Origin of the sequence: Hyphomonas sp., from assembly GCF_041398465.1 — a bacterium.
Classification (GTDB): Bacteria; Pseudomonadota; Alphaproteobacteria; order Caulobacterales; family Hyphomonadaceae; genus Hyphomonas.
In genome coordinates, this window is record NZ_JAWKUS010000003.1 from 224,039 (window position 1) to 242,425 (window position 18,387).

The 18,387-nt window shown below is 62.0% G+C and carries 20 protein-coding genes and 1 tRNA gene; 4 read left to right on the plus strand and 17 right to left on the minus strand.

Annotation, left to right across the window (positions count from 1 at the left end):
- The 4 genes from R3C98_RS11480 to hisD form a co-directional block, all read right to left on the minus strand.
- Nucleotides 1-579: a nucleoside triphosphate pyrophosphatase gene (locus tag R3C98_RS11480; RefSeq protein WP_371314218.1), complete on the minus strand. Its 579-nt coding sequence runs from the start codon at nt 577-579 to the stop codon at nt 1-3.
- Between the two features lie 5 nt (nt 580-584).
- A complete protein-coding gene (gene infA / locus R3C98_RS11485; protein ID WP_011646371.1) occupies nt 585-803 on the minus strand; it encodes a translation initiation factor IF-1 in 219 nt (72 codons plus the stop codon).
- A gap of 104 nt (nt 804-907) precedes the next feature.
- Nucleotides 908-1,396, minus strand: a complete 489-nt coding sequence (locus R3C98_RS11490; protein WP_371314219.1) for a UPF0262 family protein — start codon at nt 1,394-1,396, stop codon at nt 908-910.
- Complete coding sequence (gene hisD / locus R3C98_RS11495; protein WP_371314220.1) at nt 1,386-2,708, minus strand: histidinol dehydrogenase; 1,323 nt, start codon at nt 2,706-2,708, stop codon at nt 1,386-1,388. The genes R3C98_RS11490 and hisD overlap by 11 nt, the downstream gene beginning before the upstream one ends.
- Before the next feature lie 165 nt (nt 2,709-2,873).
- On the opposite strand from hisD, the gene R3C98_RS11500 reads away from it, so the two are divergent.
- Nucleotides 2,874-3,257, plus strand: a complete 384-nt coding sequence (locus R3C98_RS11500) for a VOC family protein (RefSeq protein WP_371314221.1) — start codon at nt 2,874-2,876, stop codon at nt 3,255-3,257.
- Nucleotides 3,258-3,259: 2 nt separating this feature from the next.
- On the plus strand, nt 3,260-3,529 hold the full coding sequence (locus tag R3C98_RS11505; protein WP_371314222.1) for a hypothetical protein: 270 nt from the start codon (nt 3,260-3,262) through the stop codon (nt 3,527-3,529).
- Between the two features lie 24 nt (nt 3,530-3,553).
- Here the strand turns inward: R3C98_RS11505 and R3C98_RS11510 are convergent, their stop codons facing one another.
- The 3 genes from R3C98_RS11510 to R3C98_RS11520 form a co-directional block, all read right to left on the minus strand.
- A complete protein-coding gene (locus tag R3C98_RS11510; protein WP_371314223.1) occupies nt 3,554-4,006 on the minus strand; it encodes a DUF2948 family protein in 453 nt (150 codons plus the stop codon).
- A gap of 23 nt (nt 4,007-4,029) precedes the next feature.
- Nucleotides 4,030-5,310, minus strand: a complete 1,281-nt coding sequence (murA, locus tag R3C98_RS11515) for a UDP-N-acetylglucosamine 1-carboxyvinyltransferase (RefSeq protein WP_371314224.1) — start codon at nt 5,308-5,310, stop codon at nt 4,030-4,032.
- A gap of 90 nt (nt 5,311-5,400) precedes the next feature.
- Nucleotides 5,401-5,538, minus strand: a complete 138-nt coding sequence (locus tag R3C98_RS11520; RefSeq protein ID WP_371314225.1) for a hypothetical protein — start codon at nt 5,536-5,538, stop codon at nt 5,401-5,403.
- A 77-nt stretch (nt 5,539-5,615) separates the two neighbouring features.
- Here R3C98_RS11520 and R3C98_RS11525 point away from each other — a divergent pair.
- Nucleotides 5,616-5,690: transfer RNA gene (locus R3C98_RS11525), tRNA-Thr, on the plus strand.
- A gap of 103 nt (nt 5,691-5,793) precedes the next feature.
- Nucleotides 5,794-7,191: a dicarboxylate/amino acid:cation symporter gene (locus R3C98_RS11530; RefSeq protein ID WP_371314226.1), complete on the plus strand. Its 1,398-nt coding sequence runs from the start codon at nt 5,794-5,796 to the stop codon at nt 7,189-7,191.
- A gap of 67 nt (nt 7,192-7,258) precedes the next feature.
- On the opposite strand, the gene R3C98_RS11535 is transcribed toward R3C98_RS11530, so the two are convergent.
- From R3C98_RS11535 to R3C98_RS11580, 10 genes are all read right to left on the minus strand, one after another.
- Nucleotides 7,259-8,755, minus strand: coding sequence for a hypothetical protein (locus tag R3C98_RS11535; protein ID WP_371314227.1), 1,497 nt, complete (start codon nt 8,753-8,755; stop codon nt 7,259-7,261).
- 186 nt (nt 8,756-8,941) lie between these two features.
- The gene (locus R3C98_RS11540; RefSeq protein WP_371314487.1) at nt 8,942-10,996 is read right to left on the minus strand and encodes a M3 family metallopeptidase; all 2,055 of its coding nucleotides are present in this window, start codon (nt 10,994-10,996) and stop codon (nt 8,942-8,944) included.
- Between the two features lie 368 nt (nt 10,997-11,364).
- Nucleotides 11,365-12,846: a glycerol kinase GlpK gene (gene glpK, locus R3C98_RS11545; protein WP_371314228.1), complete on the minus strand. Its 1,482-nt coding sequence runs from the start codon at nt 12,844-12,846 to the stop codon at nt 11,365-11,367.
- A 53-nt stretch (nt 12,847-12,899) separates the two neighbouring features.
- Complete coding sequence (locus R3C98_RS11550; RefSeq protein ID WP_371314229.1) at nt 12,900-13,367, minus strand: hypothetical protein; 468 nt, start codon at nt 13,365-13,367, stop codon at nt 12,900-12,902.
- Entirely contained in the window at nt 13,355-13,774 is a 420-nt protein-coding gene (locus R3C98_RS11555) for a D-Ala-D-Ala carboxypeptidase family metallohydrolase (RefSeq protein WP_371314230.1), read from the minus strand. Before R3C98_RS11555 ends, R3C98_RS11550 begins: the two co-directional genes overlap by 13 nt.
- A 126-nt stretch (nt 13,775-13,900) precedes the next feature.
- Nucleotides 13,901-14,896: an NAD(P)H-dependent flavin oxidoreductase gene (locus R3C98_RS11560; protein ID WP_371314231.1), complete on the minus strand. Its 996-nt coding sequence runs from the start codon at nt 14,894-14,896 to the stop codon at nt 13,901-13,903.
- Nucleotides 14,897-15,020: 124 nt separating this feature from the next.
- Nucleotides 15,021-16,322 (minus strand): hemolysin family protein, encoded by a 1,302-nt coding sequence (locus R3C98_RS11565; protein ID WP_371314232.1) that lies wholly within the window; start codon nt 16,320-16,322, stop codon nt 15,021-15,023.
- Nucleotides 16,323-16,467: 145 nt separating this feature from the next.
- A complete protein-coding gene (locus R3C98_RS11570) occupies nt 16,468-17,283 on the minus strand; it encodes an SDR family NAD(P)-dependent oxidoreductase (protein WP_371314233.1) in 816 nt (271 codons plus the stop codon).
- Entirely contained in the window at nt 17,280-17,843 is a 564-nt protein-coding gene (locus tag R3C98_RS11575; RefSeq protein ID WP_371314234.1) for a carboxymuconolactone decarboxylase family protein, read from the minus strand. The genes R3C98_RS11570 and R3C98_RS11575 overlap by 4 nt, the downstream gene beginning before the upstream one ends.
- 74 nt (nt 17,844-17,917) lie before the next feature.
- Complete coding sequence (locus tag R3C98_RS11580; RefSeq protein WP_371314235.1) at nt 17,918-18,271, minus strand: hypothetical protein; 354 nt, start codon at nt 18,269-18,271, stop codon at nt 17,918-17,920.
- Nucleotides 18,272-18,387 lie beyond the last annotated feature (116 nt).

Consider the following 18,387-nt stretch of genomic DNA (forward strand, 5'->3'; position numbering starts at 1 on the left):
TTATGAGCGCCACCCCATCCCTTCCAGCAGCGCCTTCGTCTCATAAAGCGGCAGGCCGACAATCGCGGTGTAGCTGCCGTTGATGCCGGTGACGAAGGCGCCGGCGGCGCCCTGGATGCCGTAGCCGCCGGCCTTGCCCTTCCAGTCGCCGCTGGCGACGTAATCGGTAATGTCGCGGTCGGTGAGGCGTTTGAACTTCACGCGGGCAAGCACAGTGCGGGCGCTGAGGCGGCCATCGGGGGCGCGCACCGCAATGCCGGTGAGGCATTGGTGCGACCTGCCGGAGAGCAGCCGCAGGAAGGCTTCGGCCTCGGCCGCATCTGCCGCCTTCTCAAGGTTCCGGCTACCCAGCGCGACGACCGTGTCGGCGGCCAGCACATAGCCCTCTTCCGGGCAGGCCAGCGCCTTCTCGCGCGCAAGCCGCTCGGCCAGCGCGCGCGGGCTTTCGTCCTTGCGGCGGGTTTCGTCGATGTCTGTGGGGCAAATGGCGTCCGGCACAATGCCGATCTGGGCGAGCAGTTGCTGCCGCCGGGGGCTTGCGCTGGCAAGGATGAGCCGCGCGGCCCCGGTGGACGCCATGACGCTTACTTGAAGCGGTAGGTGATGCGGCCCTTGGTCAGGTCATAGGGCGTCATCTCGACCATGACTTTGTCGCCAGTCAGCACGCGGATGCGGTTCTTGCGCATCTTGCCAGCCGTGTGGGCGATGATCTCGTGGTCATTTTCGAGTTTCACGCGGAAGGTCGCGTTCGGCAGCAATTCCACTACCGTTCCCTCGAATTCGATCAGTTCTTCCTTCGACATGCAGTCTCCAAAACAGGACGGTCCAAAGCGCCGCCATCCGTAAATGTAGGGTGCGCCTTACAGCGTTGCAGGGATTCCGGCAAGGATTCGAGTCATCCGGCCGATCACCCGGCTGCCCTCGCCTGACCGGCATGGAGCGCGCAGATCAGGGTGAACAGGCGCCGGGCGGTGAGGAAGTCGACCTCCACCTTGCCCTGAAGGCGCTCTGCCAACAGCTCAGAGCCTTCATTGTGGATGCCGCGCCGGGCCATATCGATCGCCTCGATCTGGTGCGGCGACTGGGTTCGGATCGCGTCATAATAGCTGTCGCAGATCATGAAGTAATCGCGGATCACGCCCCGGAAGGGGTTCAGTGACAGGATGAAGGTGTGCACGTCCTTGCCATGCTCGTCGCGCACCGCGAAGACGAGGCGCCGCTCCACCTTGGACAAAGCCAGAATGAAGGGGCCTTCGCCATGGTCCGGCAGGGCGAAGCTGTTCTGCTCGATCAGGTCGAAAATGGCGACACGGCGCTCGTGCTCGGCGTCGGGCCCCGAGGCGCCCAGCGTGTCTTCGTCGATCTCGACCGCGATAAGACGGTTCTTATCCGACATCGCCAGTTCCTGTGCCTGGCCCTGAATTCGACCGGATGGAGACGGAACGCGCATGCGCCGGCAGGCGCTCGGCTTCAGCGAGACGCAGCGCCGCCGGGGCAAGTGCCGCGAAACCCTCAGCGCTCGCGCGCTGCACGCTCATTCGCTTCAGGAAGTCATAGAGCCCGAGGCCCGACGAGAACCGCGCCGCACGGCTGGTCGGCAGCACGTGATTGGAGCCGGTGACATAGTCGCCCAGCGCTTCCGGCGTGTGGTGGCCGAGGAACACCGCGCCTGCGTGGCGGATCTTTGGCAGCATGGCGTCAGGGTCTTCGACAGCGAGTTCGACATGCTCCGCCGCAATGCGGTTCGCGATGGTGGCAGCTTCATCCAGGTCACGCGCGAAGATGATCGCCCCATGGGACGACCAGGACCGCGCTGCGCGCTCACCCGTCGCCAGCGTTTTCAACTGCGAATCCACAGCGTTATCCACAGCCCTGCCCACAGCCTCATCCACAGCAATCAGGATCGACTGGGAGGATGGGTCGTGCTCGGCCTGGCTCAGCAGGTCGGCGGCAATCCAGTCGGGATTGGCTGTGCCGTCTGCGATGACGAGGATTTCCGAGGGCCCGGCAATCGTGTCGATGCCAACGCGGCCAAAGACCTGCCGCTTGGCTTCAGCGACGAAAGCATTGCCCGGGCCGACGATCTTGTCGACCGGCTTCAAACGCCCAGCCCCGAACGCGAGCGCGCCGACGGCCTGCGCCCCGCCGATGGGGTAGAATTCATCGACGCCCGCGCGCAGCGCCGCATAGGCGACGGCCGGCGCCATTTCGCCCTTCGGCGCGGGGGCGACCATGACGATCCGGTCCACGCCGGCGATCTTCGCCGGGACGGTGTTCATCAGGACCGAAGACGGATAGCTCGCCCGCCCGCCGGGAACGTAAACGCCAACACTTTCCAGAGACGTCCAGCGCCAGCCAAGCTCGACGCCTGCCTCGTCCGTAAACGAATGGTCTGAGGGGCGCTGGGCGCTGTGATAGGCGGCGATACGGTCGTGCGCGAAATCGATGGCCGCTTTCAGGTCCGCCGGACATTCGGCAGCCAGCGCCGGAAGGTCCACATTATCGGACTGGAGCGTGGTCGGGTCGATCTGCAGCTCGTCGAACTGGGCCGTATAGCGGGCCACGGCCTCACCGCCGCGGACTTCCACTTCGTCCAGGATCTTTTCCACGATCCCGCCGACATCATGACCGTCCGCCCGCTGTTCCCCAAGGAAGCGGCTGAACCGGGTTTCGAAATCCGGTGCGGATGTGTTGAATGTACGGGCCATTGGCGCGGAATTCCCAGGAAGGATTGGTGTTTCTGAACCCCGCTTCATGGACTCTCCGTCAGCCGCTGGCAAGGCGCTGAGTCGGCGCATCCCGCTGGCCGGGCTTTGCGGAAACCCTATCCCGGCTTACCGTGCTGCATCCGGCACGGTTTGGGAGGACCTCCGATGTACAGCCACGTTACCCTCGGCACCAATGACTGGGCCGCTGTGAAGCCCTTCTGGACGGCAGTCACGGAGGCGCTCTCCATCCCGGTCATGTTCGAATATGATCGCGGCATCGCCTATGGCGAGGCAACCGGGCCGAAACTCTTCATCGGCCCGCCTTTCGACGGCCAGCCCGCCACGAATGGCAACGGCACCCATGTCGCTTTCATCGCGGACAGCCGGGCGAAAGTGGACGCTTTCTACGCGGCCGCAATGGCCAATGGCGGATCGGACGAAGGCCCGCCCGGCCCGCGCCCGCACTATCACAAGAACTATTACGGCGCCTATGTGAGAGACCCCGACGGCAACAAGCTCCAGGCGGTTTGCCATCGGGCGGAGGGATAGCTGTGTCCAGCTCAAATCTGATCCCGGCCCGGCAGCCCCGGAAGGGTGAGGTTGCATCGTTCAAATCCACCGATGGTAAAATGGTCATCGCGATCACCACCAAGGGTGCTGGTGCCTTCCATGCCTTCAAATCGTCTCTCAGATTCGAGGACGAAGAGGGTGTCTACTATTGGAGCAACGAACACTCCCCTATTGGGGGCATGTACGGATCGGTCAGGTTAGCAAAATCCGATCTGGAATCCATTTTTGGCACTCTAGAACCTGAAAACTGAACCTCAGTGCGCTTGTATAGTTGCCTACCGCTTCCTGCGTTCGTGGCTTGGCGTGTGGCGGGTGTTCCAGATGTAGTCGCTGTCGAGCAGGGTCGCATCGAGCGCTTCCACTTTCAGCGCGATCTCGCCGTCACCGGCAAAGAGCAGCGTGACGGTGCCGCCCGGCGGTTCCTCATCCGGCGTGAAAGTCACCTGAAGCAATGACAGGATCAGTTCCGGGTCGGCCTTGGTCACGGCGCGGGTCTTCACGCCCAGCACGCCGTCAAAGGCCAACAGCGAGCGGATGCGTTCGCCATCATGGCGCTTCTGAACGCCCTCTTCCCAGCGGTAGCGGTTGATCTCCAGCGAGAAGCGGCGGATGCGCGCCTCGTAGTTCAGGTTCTCGGCCTTCACCACGGAATCCTGCACCGCGGCGGAAATGATCTCGAGATCCTCGGCCTCTTCAGCCAGGAGGCGGAGTGGTTTCAGTTCAGACATGCCAGCCCCTTTTACGTCAGCCCCTATTCCTCTTCCCCGGACCGGCGCTCAATGTGAGCGCCGCAGGCGGTCAGCTTCTCTTCCAGCCGTTCGAAGCCCCGGTCGAGGTGGTAGATGCGGTTCACCACGGTTTCGCCCTCGGCCGCAAGCCCTGCAATCACGAGCGAGACCGATGCACGCAAATCTGTTGCCATGACGGGCGCCGCCGTGAGGTGTTTGACGCCTTTCACGATGGCTTCCTGCCCGCGCACGGTGATGTCCGCGCCCAGGCGGGAGAGTTCCGGCGCGTGCATGAAGCGGTTCTCGAAGATCGTCTCGCGAATGACGCTGGTGCCGTCGGCGATGGCCATCAGGGCCATGAACTGGGCCTGCAGGTCTGTCGGAAAACCAGGGTGCGGCTGGGTCGACAGGTTCACGGCCTTCAGGTGCGTGCCATTCCGACGAATGCGCAGCGTGTGGGCGGCCTCGTCGGCGTCCACGGTCACGCCCGCTTCGCGCAGCTTGGAGATCAGGGCGCCGAGTGCCTCAACCGGACAGCCGTCCAGCGTCACGTCACCACCCGCCGCAGCCGCAGCGATGGCGTAGGTGCCAGCCTCAATCCGGTCCGGCATGACAGGGTGGTTGGTGCCTTTCAGGCTCTCCACGCCCTTGATGCGGATCACGGAGGTGCCCGCGCCCGAGATGTCTGCGCCCATGGAATTCAGGCAGACAGCGAGATCCTCGATTTCCGGCTCACGCGCGGCGTTTTCGAGGACGGTCGTACCTTCGGCCAGCGTGGCGGTCAGCATGGCGTGCTCGGTCGCCCCGACGCTCGGCATGGAGAAGTTGATGTGCGCGCCCTTCAGGCCGTGGATGGCCGCAGCCTTCACATAGCCCTGCTCCACTTTCAGGTCCGCGCCCATGGCGGCCAGCGCCTGAAGGTGCAGGTCCACCGGCCGCGCGCCGATGGCACAGCCGCCGGGCAGCGACACGGTGGCGTGGCCGGAGCGCGCGATCAGCGGCCCCAGCACGTTGAAGCTCGCCCGCATCTTCCGCACCTGGTCGTATGGCGCGATCGTGCTTTTCAGCTCAGCTGCGTTCAGGTGGCAGGTCGACTCGCCTCTCGGCCAGTAAACCTCCACACCGAGGGTTTCCAGCAACTGCGCCAGGAAGCGCGTGTCTGCCAGGCTCGGCATGTTGGTGAGGGTGATCGGCTGGTCCGTCAGCAGGCAGGCGACCATGAGCTTCAGCGCCGAATTCTTCGCGCCGGAGATCGGAATATGGCCATTCAGCTTGTGGCCACCTTGAATAACGAGTCTGTCCATGGGGGCTCTTATACCGTGCTTCGCGGTTTTGGGAGGGCCGGAATGTGTTGATTTTCAGCGGGTTTCAGCGGTGAACCAACAGAGCGCGGCTTAGCCGCTCTTATCCGGTTTCGCCGGGGCCTGAGCCGGGGGTTTACGCGCAGCGGCCTTTCGGCGGCGCAAATTGGCGCGCAGGGCGGCGGCCAGGCGTTCGGCTTTCTCGTCCTTGGGTGGGGATTTCTCTGTCATGTCAGGTGCAATTCGCGGCGAAACGGTCTTTTCATGTCGGATGGCTTAAGCTAAACGCCGCTTTCCGCACCTGCAATGCCGCGGTAGCTCAGTGGTAGAGCGCATCATTGGTAATGATGAGGCCGAGAGTTCAATTCTCTCTCGCGGCACCAGCGGATCCCCGGAAAATTCAGCGCTATATACGGGGCCTTACGGCTTTCCTTCCATGGGCCGGCTTCATATGGGATGAATATCCAACCCAAGAGACGCGATTCCATGGCCTCCGCAAAGAAGCCCCGCTTTACCTATAACCGCCTGAACCGGCGCCTCGATGTGCTGGTGCGGGGCAAGCTGTGGCTGCAGGTGATTTTGGCGCTGTGCGCAGGAATCGGCGTCGGCCTCGTCCTCGGGCCGGACATGGACGTGGTGCCGCGTGACCAGGCTGCTGTTATCGGTGACTGGCTGGGCCTGCCGGGCAACATGTTCCTGGCGCTGGTACGGATGGTGATCATTCCGCTGGCCGCCAGCTCCATCGTGCTCGGCATTGCCGGTACCGGCGGCGGCGAAGCCCTGCGAACCGTGGGCCGGAAGTTGCTGGTGTTCGTGATGCTGACAACGGTCACCGCCACCATGATCGGCATTTCGCTGGCACGGTTCATCCGCCCGGGCCGGGGGCTGGAACATGTGTATCCTTCTCCGCCCAGCCTCAAGCCGGAAAACCTGCAACTGGCTGAACACCAGCCTTCAGCGCTGGAAGGCATCACCCGGGACCTGCCGGACATGATCACCGGCCTCATCCCCCAGAACATCGTTGCTTCCGTGCTGGAGCAGGACATGCTGGCCATCGTCATGTTCTCCCTGTTCGTCGGGGTCGCCACAGTGACCGCGGACAAGAAGGAACTGACGCGCCCGCTGGTGGCACTGGCCGAAGCGCTGCTGGAAGTCTCGATGACGGTGATCCGCACCGCGATGCGCTTTGCGCCGCTCGCCGTTTTCGGCCTGATGGCGAAAACGACGGCTGCCAACGGCTTTAGCACGCTGGTCGATCTTGCCACCTATTGCGGCATTGTCCTGTCGGGCCTCGCCTGTCTTCTGGCGCTATATCTCGTGATCGTGACCCTGTTCGGACGAATGAACCCCGTGAAGTTCATCGAAGCGGTCATACCGGTTCAATTGCTCGCGTTCTCGACGTCCAGTTCGGCCGCCGTCATGCCGCTGACAATGAAGACAGCGATCGACAAGCTGAAGACGCCGCCCTCACTGGCAGGCGCCGTGGTGCCCTTGGCCTCGACTGTGAACATGGCGGGCACGGCGCTCTATCAGTCGGTCGCGATCATGTTCCTGGCAGACATTTCCGGCACCCCGCTGTCGCCGGGCGATCTTGCACTCGTGATGGTAACGCTGACCGGCGCCTCCATCGGCGCGCCGGCCGCGCCCGGCGCCAGTATCGCGATCCTTGCCACCACGGCGACCAGTTTCGGCGTGCCGCTAACGGGCCTGCCGCTGGTCATGGGTGTGGACCGTGTTCTCGACATGGCCCGGACACTGGTGAACGTGACCGGTGACCTTGTGCTTTGCCGCATCGTGACGCCGAAACGGCTTCGGACGGAGGCACAGCAAGAGCCATCGCCGCAGCCAGAAACAGGTCCTGCGGAAGAACCACAAACCGTTTAATGCGCCTGCAAAAAGAAACCCCCATCCGCAGATGAGGGCTCCCTGTATTCGGATCTGGCATCGAAGCCTAGAAGGCCGCCTGTGCACCGAGGAGGATGACGTTCGTGCGTCCCCCTCGGTCAGACCATGTGCTGCCGTCCGTGAAATTCCCCCCACTGATGAAGTTGAGCGGAGAATAGCCGACAACGTGCACCATTTCACCAAACAGGTTCACATTCGGAACCAGGTATCTTGAATAGCCCAGAACCCACTGGTCCTGACGTTCCCATGGCGCGCGCGTGTCGCCTGCGATGAAGGTGCTGTATTCCAGCGAGAGAGCGGAGTTTGCCTCGCCATTGACCAGTTCAGGACCGAACCCATACCGGCCACCCAGCATGAAAGACCTGGTCTTCTGGGCGTCATACTGGCTGAGCGGGTTGGTCGGATCCGGTACTTCCGAGCCAGGCCAGACATCGGTCGTCTGCGCGTATTCAGCCAGGAATTCGAACGGCCCCTTGTTGACTGAGCTATAGGCGGCCCAGGCGGGATTGTTGTCGTCACACGGATTGAAGTGAACCACCGGATAGGACTGGCAATACGCGCTGCCATGTTCGTAGCTGGCACCGAACATCGCGGCATCGCCTCCGCCGAACCCGAAGGAATAGCTGGCATCTATCGCGAAATTATTGAGCTTGGACGGCACGTTGGTGCCATCGACCGGAGTGTTCGCCGCACGGAACTGAGAGCCGCCCTGAATCGCCATCGCACGTAGGTTGAGCCCGTTCTTCAGGTATCCAATCTCTGCGCCGTAGGCGAGCCCTGCAAATGCATGCCAGACGGAAGAGTTTGAAAACGGGCTGACCGTGTCGTTCAGGCCGAACGGCGTGTACATCTTGCCGATCGATGCATAAACCGGGCTCTCATCCAGATTGCCCCACATCAGATAGGCCTGACGCATCTGGATCTGGTTCCGGGTGAGAGAGGTAATAGTCCCTGCCCCGAAGCTTTGTTCCGGGCTGTACAACATCTCGAAATAGGCGGTGATATTGTCGGTCAGTGCGGCTGTGACAGCAAACGACGACGAATGCACAACCGCCTCGGACACGGTGTCGCCGATCTGGTTGTTCAGCGTCGGATGCCGCATCAGATAGCCGAATTTATCGTCACGATTGCTGGTCTGGTAGTCGGCCAGCATGGTGACACCGCCGGACAGGGTAACCATCTGGTTCAGCTGGCCAGACTGGCGTGCTTCCAGCTGGAGCATACGCTTGCGGTTGACCCTCTCGGCATGATCGAGAACGTCGAAGCCGTATTCCGTTGCAATGCCGAGCAATGCCGACTGGTCTTCGGACGCCGATTCAACAGCAGCAACTGCTTCGGATGCAGGGTCGATTCTCTCAGGTTCCGGCTGGTCCAGCAGCCGCTCAACCATCTCCATCAGCTTGGCATTGTCAGCTTCGAGTTTTTCGATCCGAGCGAGCAGCGCGTCGGTATCGGTTTCCTCAGCATGCGCTGAAAAGCCTGTTATTTGGATAGCGGCCATTGCCACAATCGAAACGGCAAATGTGCGTGTCGAGTTTTTCAAATTTCCCCCTGCGGCACCAATGCGTGCCTGGATGTCGTAGCAATGCAGCAGGGTTGTGCAGGCGGAATATCAATCGACTACTAACACCGGCCCAGGAATCCGGCATTTCGTCGAGAATTTTGTACGAATGACACTGCAGGAGGCGCCGGCCGCCTTGCCTCACGCAAGGCAGTCAGCAATCAGAACCTATTCCGCAAAGCCGCGGTCTCGCATCAGGGCGCCGATTTCTGCGTCGCGGCCCCGGAACAAGCGATAGGCTTCTGCCGGGTCCATCGAATTGCCGGCGGCGAAAAGATATTTCACCATCGCTGCAGCGACATCCTGATCATAAAAACCGCCGGATGCTTCAGCGAAGGCTTCTGCCGCGTCGGACGTCAACACATCGGCCCAGAGATAGCCGTAATAGCCTGCCGCGTAGGCTTCGCCGGAGAATACATGCCCGAACTGAGGCGTGCGGTGGCGCATCACAAGTTCGGACGGCATGCCGAGTTCATCCAGCGTTTCACGCTCGAATTTGTCGGGATCGAGCCCTTCCGGGTCAGCCATGTGCAGCTTCATGTCGATCAGGGCGGACGCCAGGTATTCCGTCGTTGCAAATCCCTGATTGAAGGTAGCAGCCTTGCGGATCTTTTCTACCAGCTCCGCCGGCATCGGCTCTCCCGTCTCGGCACTGACGAGATAGGTGTTGATAACATGGTCGGTCGACAACCAGTGCTCCAGCAGTTGAGACTGGAACTCAGTATAGTCGCGCAGGCCGCCGCTCAGATCCGGATACTCCACCTGCAGAGACAGGTAGTGCAGCGCATGGCCGAATTCATGGAACATGGTCTCGGCATCGTCCCAGGAGAGCAGCACAGGCTCACCCGGTGCGGGCTTCACGAAGTTCGAATTGTTCGCAGCCAACACATTGGTTTCACCCCGGAAACTTTCATACGAACGATAGGTCGTCGCCCATGCGCCCGAACGTTTTCCGTCGCGCGCAAACGGGTCGAAATACCAGAGACCGACATTCTTTCCGGTCGCTTTGTCATTGACTTCGTAAACCGTGACGTCCGGATGGAAAACCGGCACGGAACCATCGGTGATTGGCACGAAATCGAAGCCGAACAGCTGCCCTGCCACATCGAACATGGCGAGGCGCAGATTGTCGAGCTGCAGGTATTGCTTCACCTCTTCGGAATTGAGGTCGTACTTCGCCTTGCGGACTTTCTCCGCATAGAAACGGTAGTCCCACGGCTCGATTTTGATGTCGGCACCTTCTGCATCGGCCAGCGCCTGCATGTCGGCGACTTCCTCATGCACGCGCCCGACGGACGCTTTCCACACCTGCAGCATCAGGTCGAAAGCCTGGTCCGGCGTCTTGGCCATGCGGTCTTCGAGGCACCATTCGGCAAAATTGTCATAACCGAGCAGCGCCACACGTTCATCGCGAAGCTTCAGGATCTTGGCAATGATGGCATTGTTGTCGTGCGCGTCGCCATTGTCGCCGCGATTGTAATAATTGCGCCAGACCTGCTCGCGCAGGTCACGCTCGGTGGAGAAGGTCAGGAACGGGTCCATGGAGGAACGGGTATTGCGCACGGCATACATGCCCGGGTGGCCCAGCGCCTCTGCCGCCGCTGAAGCGGAGCTGATATAAGAGTCCGGCAGGCCGCCCGTCTGATCCGGCGTGAGATAAGTGACCCAGCCTTGTTCATCGGCCAAGAGGTTGCCGGAGAATTCAGCATAGAGGCCAGCCAATTCCTTGTTGATGGCCGCGAATTTCTCCGCCTTTTCGCCCGTCAATGTACCGCCATTGCGGGTGAAGCGCCGGTGAATGATTTCGGTCAGTCGCTGCTGGGCCGGGGTCAGTGTATCGAATTCAGCACCCGTACGGACCGCATCGACGCGGGCGAACAACGCCTGGTTCTGGTTGATCGAATCCTCGAACGCCTGGATTTCGGGATCCATACGCGTCTCGATCTCGCGGAATTCAGGTGTCGAAAGGTTTGAGCCCCAAAGATAATAGAATGCCTCGGCGCGTATCAGTTCGCGGCCTGTATCTTCGAGCGCGGCAATGGTGTTTTCAAAGGTCGGCGCATCCGGGTTCGCGGTAATCGCATCGATTTCGGCCTGCTGGGATGCCATGCCCTTTTCCAGTGCAGGCCCGAGCAATGCAATATCCATCTTGTCGAACGCCGGCACACCGCCATAGGGGCCGGTGAAGACATCCCCTGGGCTCCAGGCTGCCTCATTCGTCATTTCCGGCGCAGCTTCGGATGAAGCGCCAGCGACGCTTGCCAACTCCACCGGATCACCGGCTTCGGTGGCATCTGGCGTGATGCCGGCGCAAGCGGTCATCATCGTGGAGCCGAGAATGAAGGATAGAAAAGTTCTTGTTCGGGTCATGTCAGGTCCTGACTGGAAGTTGCGGGATCAAGGGCGGGACGTGGCTGCTACCTTTGGAGGAATCGTTATTTTATATCAGCACGCTCATCGCACCAGACAAGCATGCGTCCCAGTTTGTTCAAATTATACTTCTGTTTTAAACAGAAATTCCTGACCGGCAATCCCAAATCAAAAAGAGCCGACCGTCCGGCCCGCCCCGAATATTCGAGATGCGAACCAGATCAGGCCAGCGTGCGGCGAAGCGCGGCCGACCACCCCTTCAACAACGCCGTCCTCTGCTCGTCGGTCATCCCCGGCTCGAACCGCGCGCCTTTGACTTCGCGCGCCTGCCACCCTGCCGCATCGACCCAGCCAAGCTGCATTGCCGCGAGCGCCGCTGCACCAAGCGCCGTCATCTCGCGATATTCCGGCCGCACAACCGGACGCGCACAGACATCGGCCAGGAACTGCATCAGCCAGTCATTCGCAACCATGCCGCCATCGACCCTCAGCTCGCGGATTTCCACGCCGTCCGCCTCGAACGCATCCAGCAGGTCTCTTGTCTGATAGGCGACGGCTTCAAGGCCTGCGCGTACAAGGTGGGCCGCCGTGGTCGCCCTTGTGATGCCGCTGATCGTGCCGCGCGCATCCGCATTCCAATGGGGCGCGCCAAGGCCGGTGAACGCCGGCACGATGTAGACACCGCCATTTCCCGGCAACGCTGCGGCCATCTCTTCGCTTTCCGCTGCATCGGAGATCAGGCCCAGATCATCGCGCAACCATTTCACGACCGTCCCAGCATTGAAGATGGAGCCCTCCAGCGCCATCGCCCCGCCTTCCGCCGTTTCGTAACCGACGGTTCCCAGCAGGCGGTTTTTCGACTCCGGCTTTTCCGTGCCGGAATTGGCGACCAGGAAGGCACCGGTGCCGTAGGTGATCTTCGCCATGCCCGGAGAAAGGCAGCCCTGCCCGACGAGCGCTGACTGCTGGTCACCCGCCGCAGAGAGGATCGGCAACGCTTTGCCGAACAGGCCCTCGTCGCTAGTCCCGAAGTCCGCCGCATTGGGCTCTACCTTCGGCAACATACTCATCGGTACACGGAAGAGGCTGCACATGGCATCACTCCAGCCACCCTCGTCTCCCAGGCCGAGGCGGTAAAGCAAGGTCCGCGACGCATTCGACACATCGGTGGCGTGCACACGGCCGCCCGTCAGGTGCCAGATGAGGAACGTCTCGACCGTGCCAAAGGCGAGTTCTCCTGCCTCGGCACGCTCACGCGCACCGGTGACCGTATCGAGGATCCACGCGATCTTGGTTCCCGAGAAATAGGGATCGATCAGCAGGCCGGTCTCGGTCTGAACGGCGGCTTCGTGCCCAGCTGCCTTCAGCGCGTCGCAGGCGCTGGCGGTGCGCCGGTCCTGCCAGATGATGGCCGGGGCGACGGGCTTGCCGGTCTTGCGGTCCCAGACGAGGGTCGTTTCCCGCTGGTTGGTGATGCCGATGCCGGCGATCCGTTCGACGCCACCTGCTTCAGAAAGCGCGGCGCGGCATACCTCGATCGTTTTCTCCCAGATCGTCTCACCATCCTGCTCCACCCAGCCATCGGCGGGATAGGCAAGTGGCACTTCTTCCTGCGCGAGGGACACCTGGTTGAAGTCTCGGTCGAACACGATAGCCCGCGTCGAAGTCGTACCCTCATCGATCACCAGGATAGCGTCAGCCATGTATTTGTTCCTCCGGGATTTTCCGGAAGGATGGACCGGTCAGCCCAGTGCCGTCAACGCGCCTCTCGCCTCGGCCCCCGGTCACCAAACCACCAGAGCGTGGCCGCCGTCGCAGCGAACGTGGCCGTATCCACTATACCCGCCTGCCCGGCTTCATCCGCTCCAATGAAAACCGCGCCGGTTATGCCCCAAAGCAACACAGTCAAGGCAGGCCGGGTCAGCGCACGCACGGCATTCACCCATTTGTAGCTCGCGCCGATGGCCGCCTCTGCAGCCATGGAGGCTGACAGACCCGCCCAGGCACCGGACGCTTCTGTGTTCCGCAGTTCGGCTTCCCGCCCTGCCGCTTCGGCTTCAACGCGCAGTTCCAGCATGTCGGTTTCGTGTTCCCAGCGGGCGCGCTCATGCGCCTGGGCCTGCCGGGCTTCGACCAGTCCGGCGATCCGTCCGATGGCCGTGCCGACAAGACCGAACAGGCCGCCGCCGGCGGCGCTTGCTGCCAGTCCCGCTATGTCCGCCATGACGCTTCGCTCCCCGGATAGAGCCAGCGCGCCGGGCGCGGCCGCCGGTCGAGATGAAGGAAGGTTTTTCCCAAACCGAGCCCGGTGAAACCTTGTCGCTCCGCCGCCGCCAACAATGTATGCCGGTCTTGTCCGTTCAGCGAAATGTCCGCCGCGATGGACCTGTGAAAACTGAACCGGACTCCGCCGACATAGGTGTTCCACACCGCGCAGCGATGACCGGAATTTATCACCAGCGGGAGGCCTGCATCGGCCCGCAATGCTTCGAGCGCGTCGAGGAAGTCCGGCGCGTGCCAGTATTCGCCCGCACAGAACCGGCCGCCGCAGCGGCAGGCCAGTTCTGTTGGAGTGAAATGCGGCCAGCGCCAGCCGTCCGCATCGAAGTCAGAGACGTTTTCTATCAGCATGCGCACAAGTCTGCGCGCAGTGCTTATCGGGTGGATAGATTTAGGCAGACAGAAAAGCGCGGCCCATGTCACCGCAGGCCGCGCCAGTTGCCGGTGTCGGATAGACCCGGTTTTATCCCCTCGTCATCAGCCCGCGGTGGCAGGCGTTGCGCCCCAGGTGCGCGGCTGGTTCAGCTTTTCAATTGCTGCGTTGTACTCGGCTTCGAGCTGGTCCACATAGTCGGCCACCGGTCCACGCTTCTTGACCGCGCCGATGCCCTGGCCACAGCCCCAGATGTCTTTCCATGCCTTGCTTTTGGTGTTGCCGCCCGAGCCGAAGTTCATCTTGCTGGGATCGCTCTCGGGCAGATTGTCCGGATCGAGACCGGCTGCCTCAATGGATGGCTTCAGATAGTTGCCGTGTACGCCTGTGAAGAGGTTCGAATAGACGATGTCTTCGGCGCCGTATGACACGATCGCGTCCTTGTAACCTTCCACCGCATTGGCCTCGTCACAGGCGATGAAAGCCGAGCCCATATAGGCAAAGTCCGCGCCCATCGCGAGCGCGGCGGCAATCGCCCCGCCATTGGCGATGGAACCGGACAGCGCCAACGGACCGTCGAAGAATTCGCGGATCTCCTGGATCAGCGCAAACGGGGAGAGCCGACCTGCATGACCGCCTGCACCGGTACAAACGGCGATCAGGCCATCAGCACCTTTCTCCAGCGCCTTCTTGGCGAAGAAGGTGTCGATCACATCGTGCATCACCACACCGCCATAGGAATGGATCGCGTCATTGACAGCTTTCTGCGCGCCGAGAGACGTGATCACCAGCGGCACCTTGTACTTCACGCAGGCCTCGACGTCGTGTTCCAGACGGTCGTTCGACTTGTGCACGATCTGGTTCACGGCGAAGGGCGCAGCCGGGCGGTCCGGATTCTTCTCGTTGTGCTCGGCGAGTTCCGTCGTGATCCGGTCCAGCCATTCGTGCAGCACCGGGCCCGGACGAGCGTTGAGCGCCGGAAAACTACCGACGATGCCAGCCTTGCACTGAGCGATCACCAGTTCCGGTCCGGAAATGATGAACAGCGGCGATCCGATCAAAGGCAGGCGCAGGTTCTGAAGCGCGGACGGCACAGCCATGGGCAATTTCCCCTTAAAGTGAACAGTGTTTACATTGGCCCCAAATCTAGCGCCCTGACGCCCATGGGCAAGCCATAACGTGGGGGGAAGCTGCTTCTGGTACGGCCTCGTCCCAAAATCGGAATCAGCCAGCCTCGCCTGCGCCGGGCGGCGTGACGAGCACCTTGTCGACCCGACGGCCATCCAGGTCCATCACCTCGAACCGGTAGCCTGAAACGTGCACGACATCCCCATCGCGCGCGAGGCGTTGCAGGTGATGAATGATCATGCCACCAACCGTAATGGCCCCACCATCCGCTTCCCCGAAATCCGGTGCGGACAGCAGGATTTCCAGATCCTCGACCGGCATCAGGCCGTCGATGAGCCACGACCCGTCTTCGCGCTGCGCCGGTCGGTCGATCCCCTCACTGGGAGAAAAGGCGCTGTCGCCCGCGATGGCGCCCAGCAGGTCCGCTGCTGTGACCATGCCCTGAATGCTGCCATGTTCGTCCACGACCAGCACCATGCGCACTTCCGTATCCTGCATGGATTTCAGAAGACGCATGACCGACAGCGTTTCCGGCACGAATGTGACCGGCCGGGCGACGGTCTTAAGGTTCGGTCCCTCGCCGCTCAGGTCAGTGGCGAGAAGGTCCTTTGTCTGCACCACGCCAAACACGCGGTCCAACCGCCCGTCCGCCACCGGGAAACGCGACTTGCCGCTTTCGAAGATCTCCCGTTTCACGTCCGTCCACGGATCGGTTGTGTCGATCCAGACGATGTCCGGCCGCGGGATCATGATGGAGCGGACATCCCGGTCGGCAAGACGCATGACACCGCGCATCATGCGCTGTTCCTCAAGGTCGATGACACCGCTGGTCGCCCCCTCATCCAGGATGGCGTGGATCTCTTCTTCGGTGACAGGCTCCTGCTTGATTCCCGCGAGCCCCAGCAGGCTGAGCAGGCCTTCGGTCGAAACCCGCAACAACCACACAACTGGAAAGGCGAGCTTTGAGATAAACGCCATGGGCGGCGCCATAACGGTACCGATCGCTTCCGGCGCAATCAGGGCAATCCGCTTGGGCACAAGTTCGCCAATGACCAAAGACAGGAAGGTGGTGAAAACGATCACCAGCCCGAACGCGATTTCGCCCGCCTCGGCTTCAATGGCCGGCACGTGTTTCGCGATGACGGGCGATAGCTCGTTTGCAATCGCCGTCGCACCGTAGGCGCCGGCCACAATGCCGACCAGCGTGATTCCGATCTGTACGGTCGACAGGAAGCGGGACGGATCGTTCTGGAGGCCGATCACCGTCGTGGCGCCCCTGTCGCCCTGATCAGCCTTCGCCTGCAGGCGCGCCGTCCGGGCGGAGACAATGGCCAGTTCCGACATCGCGAATATGCCGTTCACCACGATCAGTCCGAGAAGGATGAAGAATTCGACCATGGCGCGTCGTGCCTCTGCCCATAAAGTGGAACCAGCACGGGCAAGGCCCGGCCGGCATGAACGCCAGAACGGCGCAGGTGGATGGAAAATCAGAGCCTAGAGAGCTTGGCACCCGCGCTCAATGCCCAACCGGCAAAGCAGCCTGTCAGCCGATCCGCGCGCTGCCACCACCATCGACAGGCAACAGGGCACCCGTGATGAAGCGCGCTTCATCACTCGCCAGGAACAACGCCGCATGCGCGGTGTCCCAGCCGGAGCCCATGAAGCCCATCGGCACACGCGCCGCGCGCTCCTTGCGCAGGTCATCTTCCGGGACACCGCGCATCTTCGCGATGCCTCGGATTGCCATGGGCGTATCCATCAGGCCCGGCAGGATGCCGTTGCACCGTACGCCCCGCGATGCGCCAGACATGGCCACGCTCAGCGTCATCCGGTTCATGCCCGCCTTGGACACTTCGTAAGCCATCTGGAAACCGCCTGCGAGGGAAGCCAGCGACGAGATATTGACGATGGCGCCTGCTCCCCGCTCGCGCATGCCCGGCAGGACAGCCTTGGTGACGAGCCAGGCGCCTTTGAGATTGATCTTCAGCGTGCGGTCGAAGGCTTCTTCGGTCAGCTTGTGCGGCGGACCATCGCCGGCGTCACCGATGCCGACATTGTTGATGAGGATGTCCGGTGGCCCGAACGCCTCTTCAGCGGCTGCGGCAATCGCCGCCGCGTCTTCCGGTTGGCTGACATCCGCGGCGAATGCCTTCGCCACCCCACCTTCAGAGGCAATCTCCGACGCGGTAGCTTCGGCACGCACCATGTCCCGGTCCACACAGAGGACGCTGGCACCTGCCCGGGCAAACAGGAGCGCTATAGCCTTGCCATTGCCAACCGTTTCGCCGGGTGTCTGGCCTGCGCCCGTCACGATGGCCACTTTGCCGGTCAGGCGGCCGGCCACATCTCCGAGGCTCATTTGACGAGATCCTGGTCCAGCTCGAGGTCGTCATCCAAAGGCACACCGAAACTGTTCAGCATCATGGAAACCTGCGTGTACTGGCCGACCGTCATGACGAGGTCCATCTTCTGCTTATCCGTGAAGCCTGAAAGCGCAGCCCAGGTCTCGTCCGTAATGAAGGCATCCGACGTCAGTTCGTCGGTCGCCTGAAGCAGAGCCTTGTCGTTTGCGTTCCAGCCCGGCGCGTCCGGCCCGGCCTTGATGCGTTCGATCTCTTCCTCTGTCAGCCCGCAACCGAGCCCGATGCGCTTGTGCTGGGCCCACTCATAGCCAGCCTTCCAGTTGTATCCGGCGCGGAGGATGACCAGTTCCCGGTCTCGTGGGCTGAGGTCATTATACTTGGAAAGGATGTACCCACCCCAGCCCATGAAGCGCTTGTAGGCTTTGGGCGCGCGGGCAAGCGTGCGGAAGACGTTGAACACCGGCGCGTCGCCGAACCGGCCGGCGATCATCTCCTTCACTTCCGGGCCCATCTCCGAATCGGCGAGTGGCGCTATGCGCGGTTTCTTCAGTCTCATGGCTTTCCTCCCGGCCTTTTTCTCTGCCGGGAACTAAACCTGTCACGCGAACACACCGCAAGCCGGACGTGAGGTCAGCCGCGCTCCATCCGGGCCTGCATCATGGACAACCAGGCGTGCTGGCGGTGAATCATGGAGACGAGTTCGGCGTCGTCCCCCTCCTCCAGAAGCCGGTCGAGCCAGAGGCCTAGGATTCGCGTGTGGGAACCCATCCACTCCTTTAGCAGGTCCTGGCGCACGCCGCGGGCTGCTTCGCCCTCGTCTTGCAGCCCACCATATGCGCCGGAAGTGTCCGCCGGGACGATGCCCGCACGCCCGTCCAGCCGCGCATCTTCCCAGCGTGCCCCCGTTTTCGATATGCCGGAATCGCCCGTACTTATTGGGCCTTCGCATGGAATGAGCTTCAGAACTGCGCGCGCGTGTCTCATGGGAATCTCCATATTGCGAATAATTCTCATTCGCATAACTGGGATCTTGCGTCAAGTCGTTCCGGGCCGCTACGGAATGCCGCCAAGTAAGTGGTTCACTTTTCTTGTTCTTTGCG

Bases quoted from the DNA above. Each gene is read 5' to 3' on its own strand.
- R3C98_RS11480 (WP_371314218.1), bottom strand. From the start codon at position 579: ATGGCGTCCACCGGGGCCGCGCGGCTCATCCTTGCCAGCGCAAGCCCC.
- infA (WP_011646371.1), bottom strand. From the start codon at position 803: ATGTCGAAGGAAGAACTGATCGAATTCGAGGGAACGGTAGTGGAATTG.
- R3C98_RS11490 (WP_371314219.1), bottom strand. From the start codon at position 1,396: ATGTCGGATAAGAACCGTCTTATCGCGGTCGAGATCGACGAAGACACG.
- hisD (WP_371314220.1), bottom strand. From the start codon at position 2,708: ATGGCCCGTACATTCAACACATCCGCACCGGATTTCGAAACCCGGTTC.
- R3C98_RS11500 (WP_371314221.1), top strand. From the start codon at position 2,874: ATGTACAGCCACGTTACCCTCGGCACCAATGACTGGGCCGCTGTGAAG.
- R3C98_RS11510 (WP_371314223.1), bottom strand. From the start codon at position 4,006: ATGTCTGAACTGAAACCACTCCGCCTCCTGGCTGAAGAGGCCGAGGAT.
- murA (WP_371314224.1), bottom strand. From the start codon at position 5,310: ATGGACAGACTCGTTATTCAAGGTGGCCACAAGCTGAATGGCCATATT.
- R3C98_RS11520 (WP_371314225.1), bottom strand. From the start codon at position 5,538: ATGACAGAGAAATCCCCACCCAAGGACGAGAAAGCCGAACGCCTGGCC.
- R3C98_RS11530 (WP_371314226.1), top strand. From the start codon at position 5,794: ATGGCCTCCGCAAAGAAGCCCCGCTTTACCTATAACCGCCTGAACCGG.
- R3C98_RS11540 (WP_371314487.1), bottom strand. From the start codon at position 10,996: ATGACGAATGAGGCAGCCTGGAGCCCAGGGGATGTCTTCACCGGCCCC.
- glpK (WP_371314228.1), bottom strand. From the start codon at position 12,846: ATGGCTGACGCTATCCTGGTGATCGATGAGGGTACGACTTCGACGCGG.
- R3C98_RS11550 (WP_371314229.1), bottom strand. From the start codon at position 13,367: ATGGCGGACATAGCGGGACTGGCAGCAAGCGCCGCCGGCGGCGGCCTG.
- R3C98_RS11555 (WP_371314230.1), bottom strand. From the start codon at position 13,774: ATGCTGATAGAAAACGTCTCTGACTTCGATGCGGACGGCTGGCGCTGG.
- R3C98_RS11560 (WP_371314231.1), bottom strand. From the start codon at position 14,896: ATGGCTGTGCCGTCCGCGCTTCAGAACCTGCGCCTGCCTTTGATCGGA.
- R3C98_RS11565 (WP_371314232.1), bottom strand. From the start codon at position 16,322: ATGGTCGAATTCTTCATCCTTCTCGGACTGATCGTGGTGAACGGCATA.
- R3C98_RS11570 (WP_371314233.1), bottom strand. From the start codon at position 17,283: ATGAGCCTCGGAGATGTGGCCGGCCGCCTGACCGGCAAAGTGGCCATC.
- R3C98_RS11575 (WP_371314234.1), bottom strand. From the start codon at position 17,843: ATGAGACTGAAGAAACCGCGCATAGCGCCACTCGCCGATTCGGAGATG.
- R3C98_RS11580 (WP_371314235.1), bottom strand. From the start codon at position 18,271: ATGAGACACGCGCGCGCAGTTCTGAAGCTCATTCCATGCGAAGGCCCA.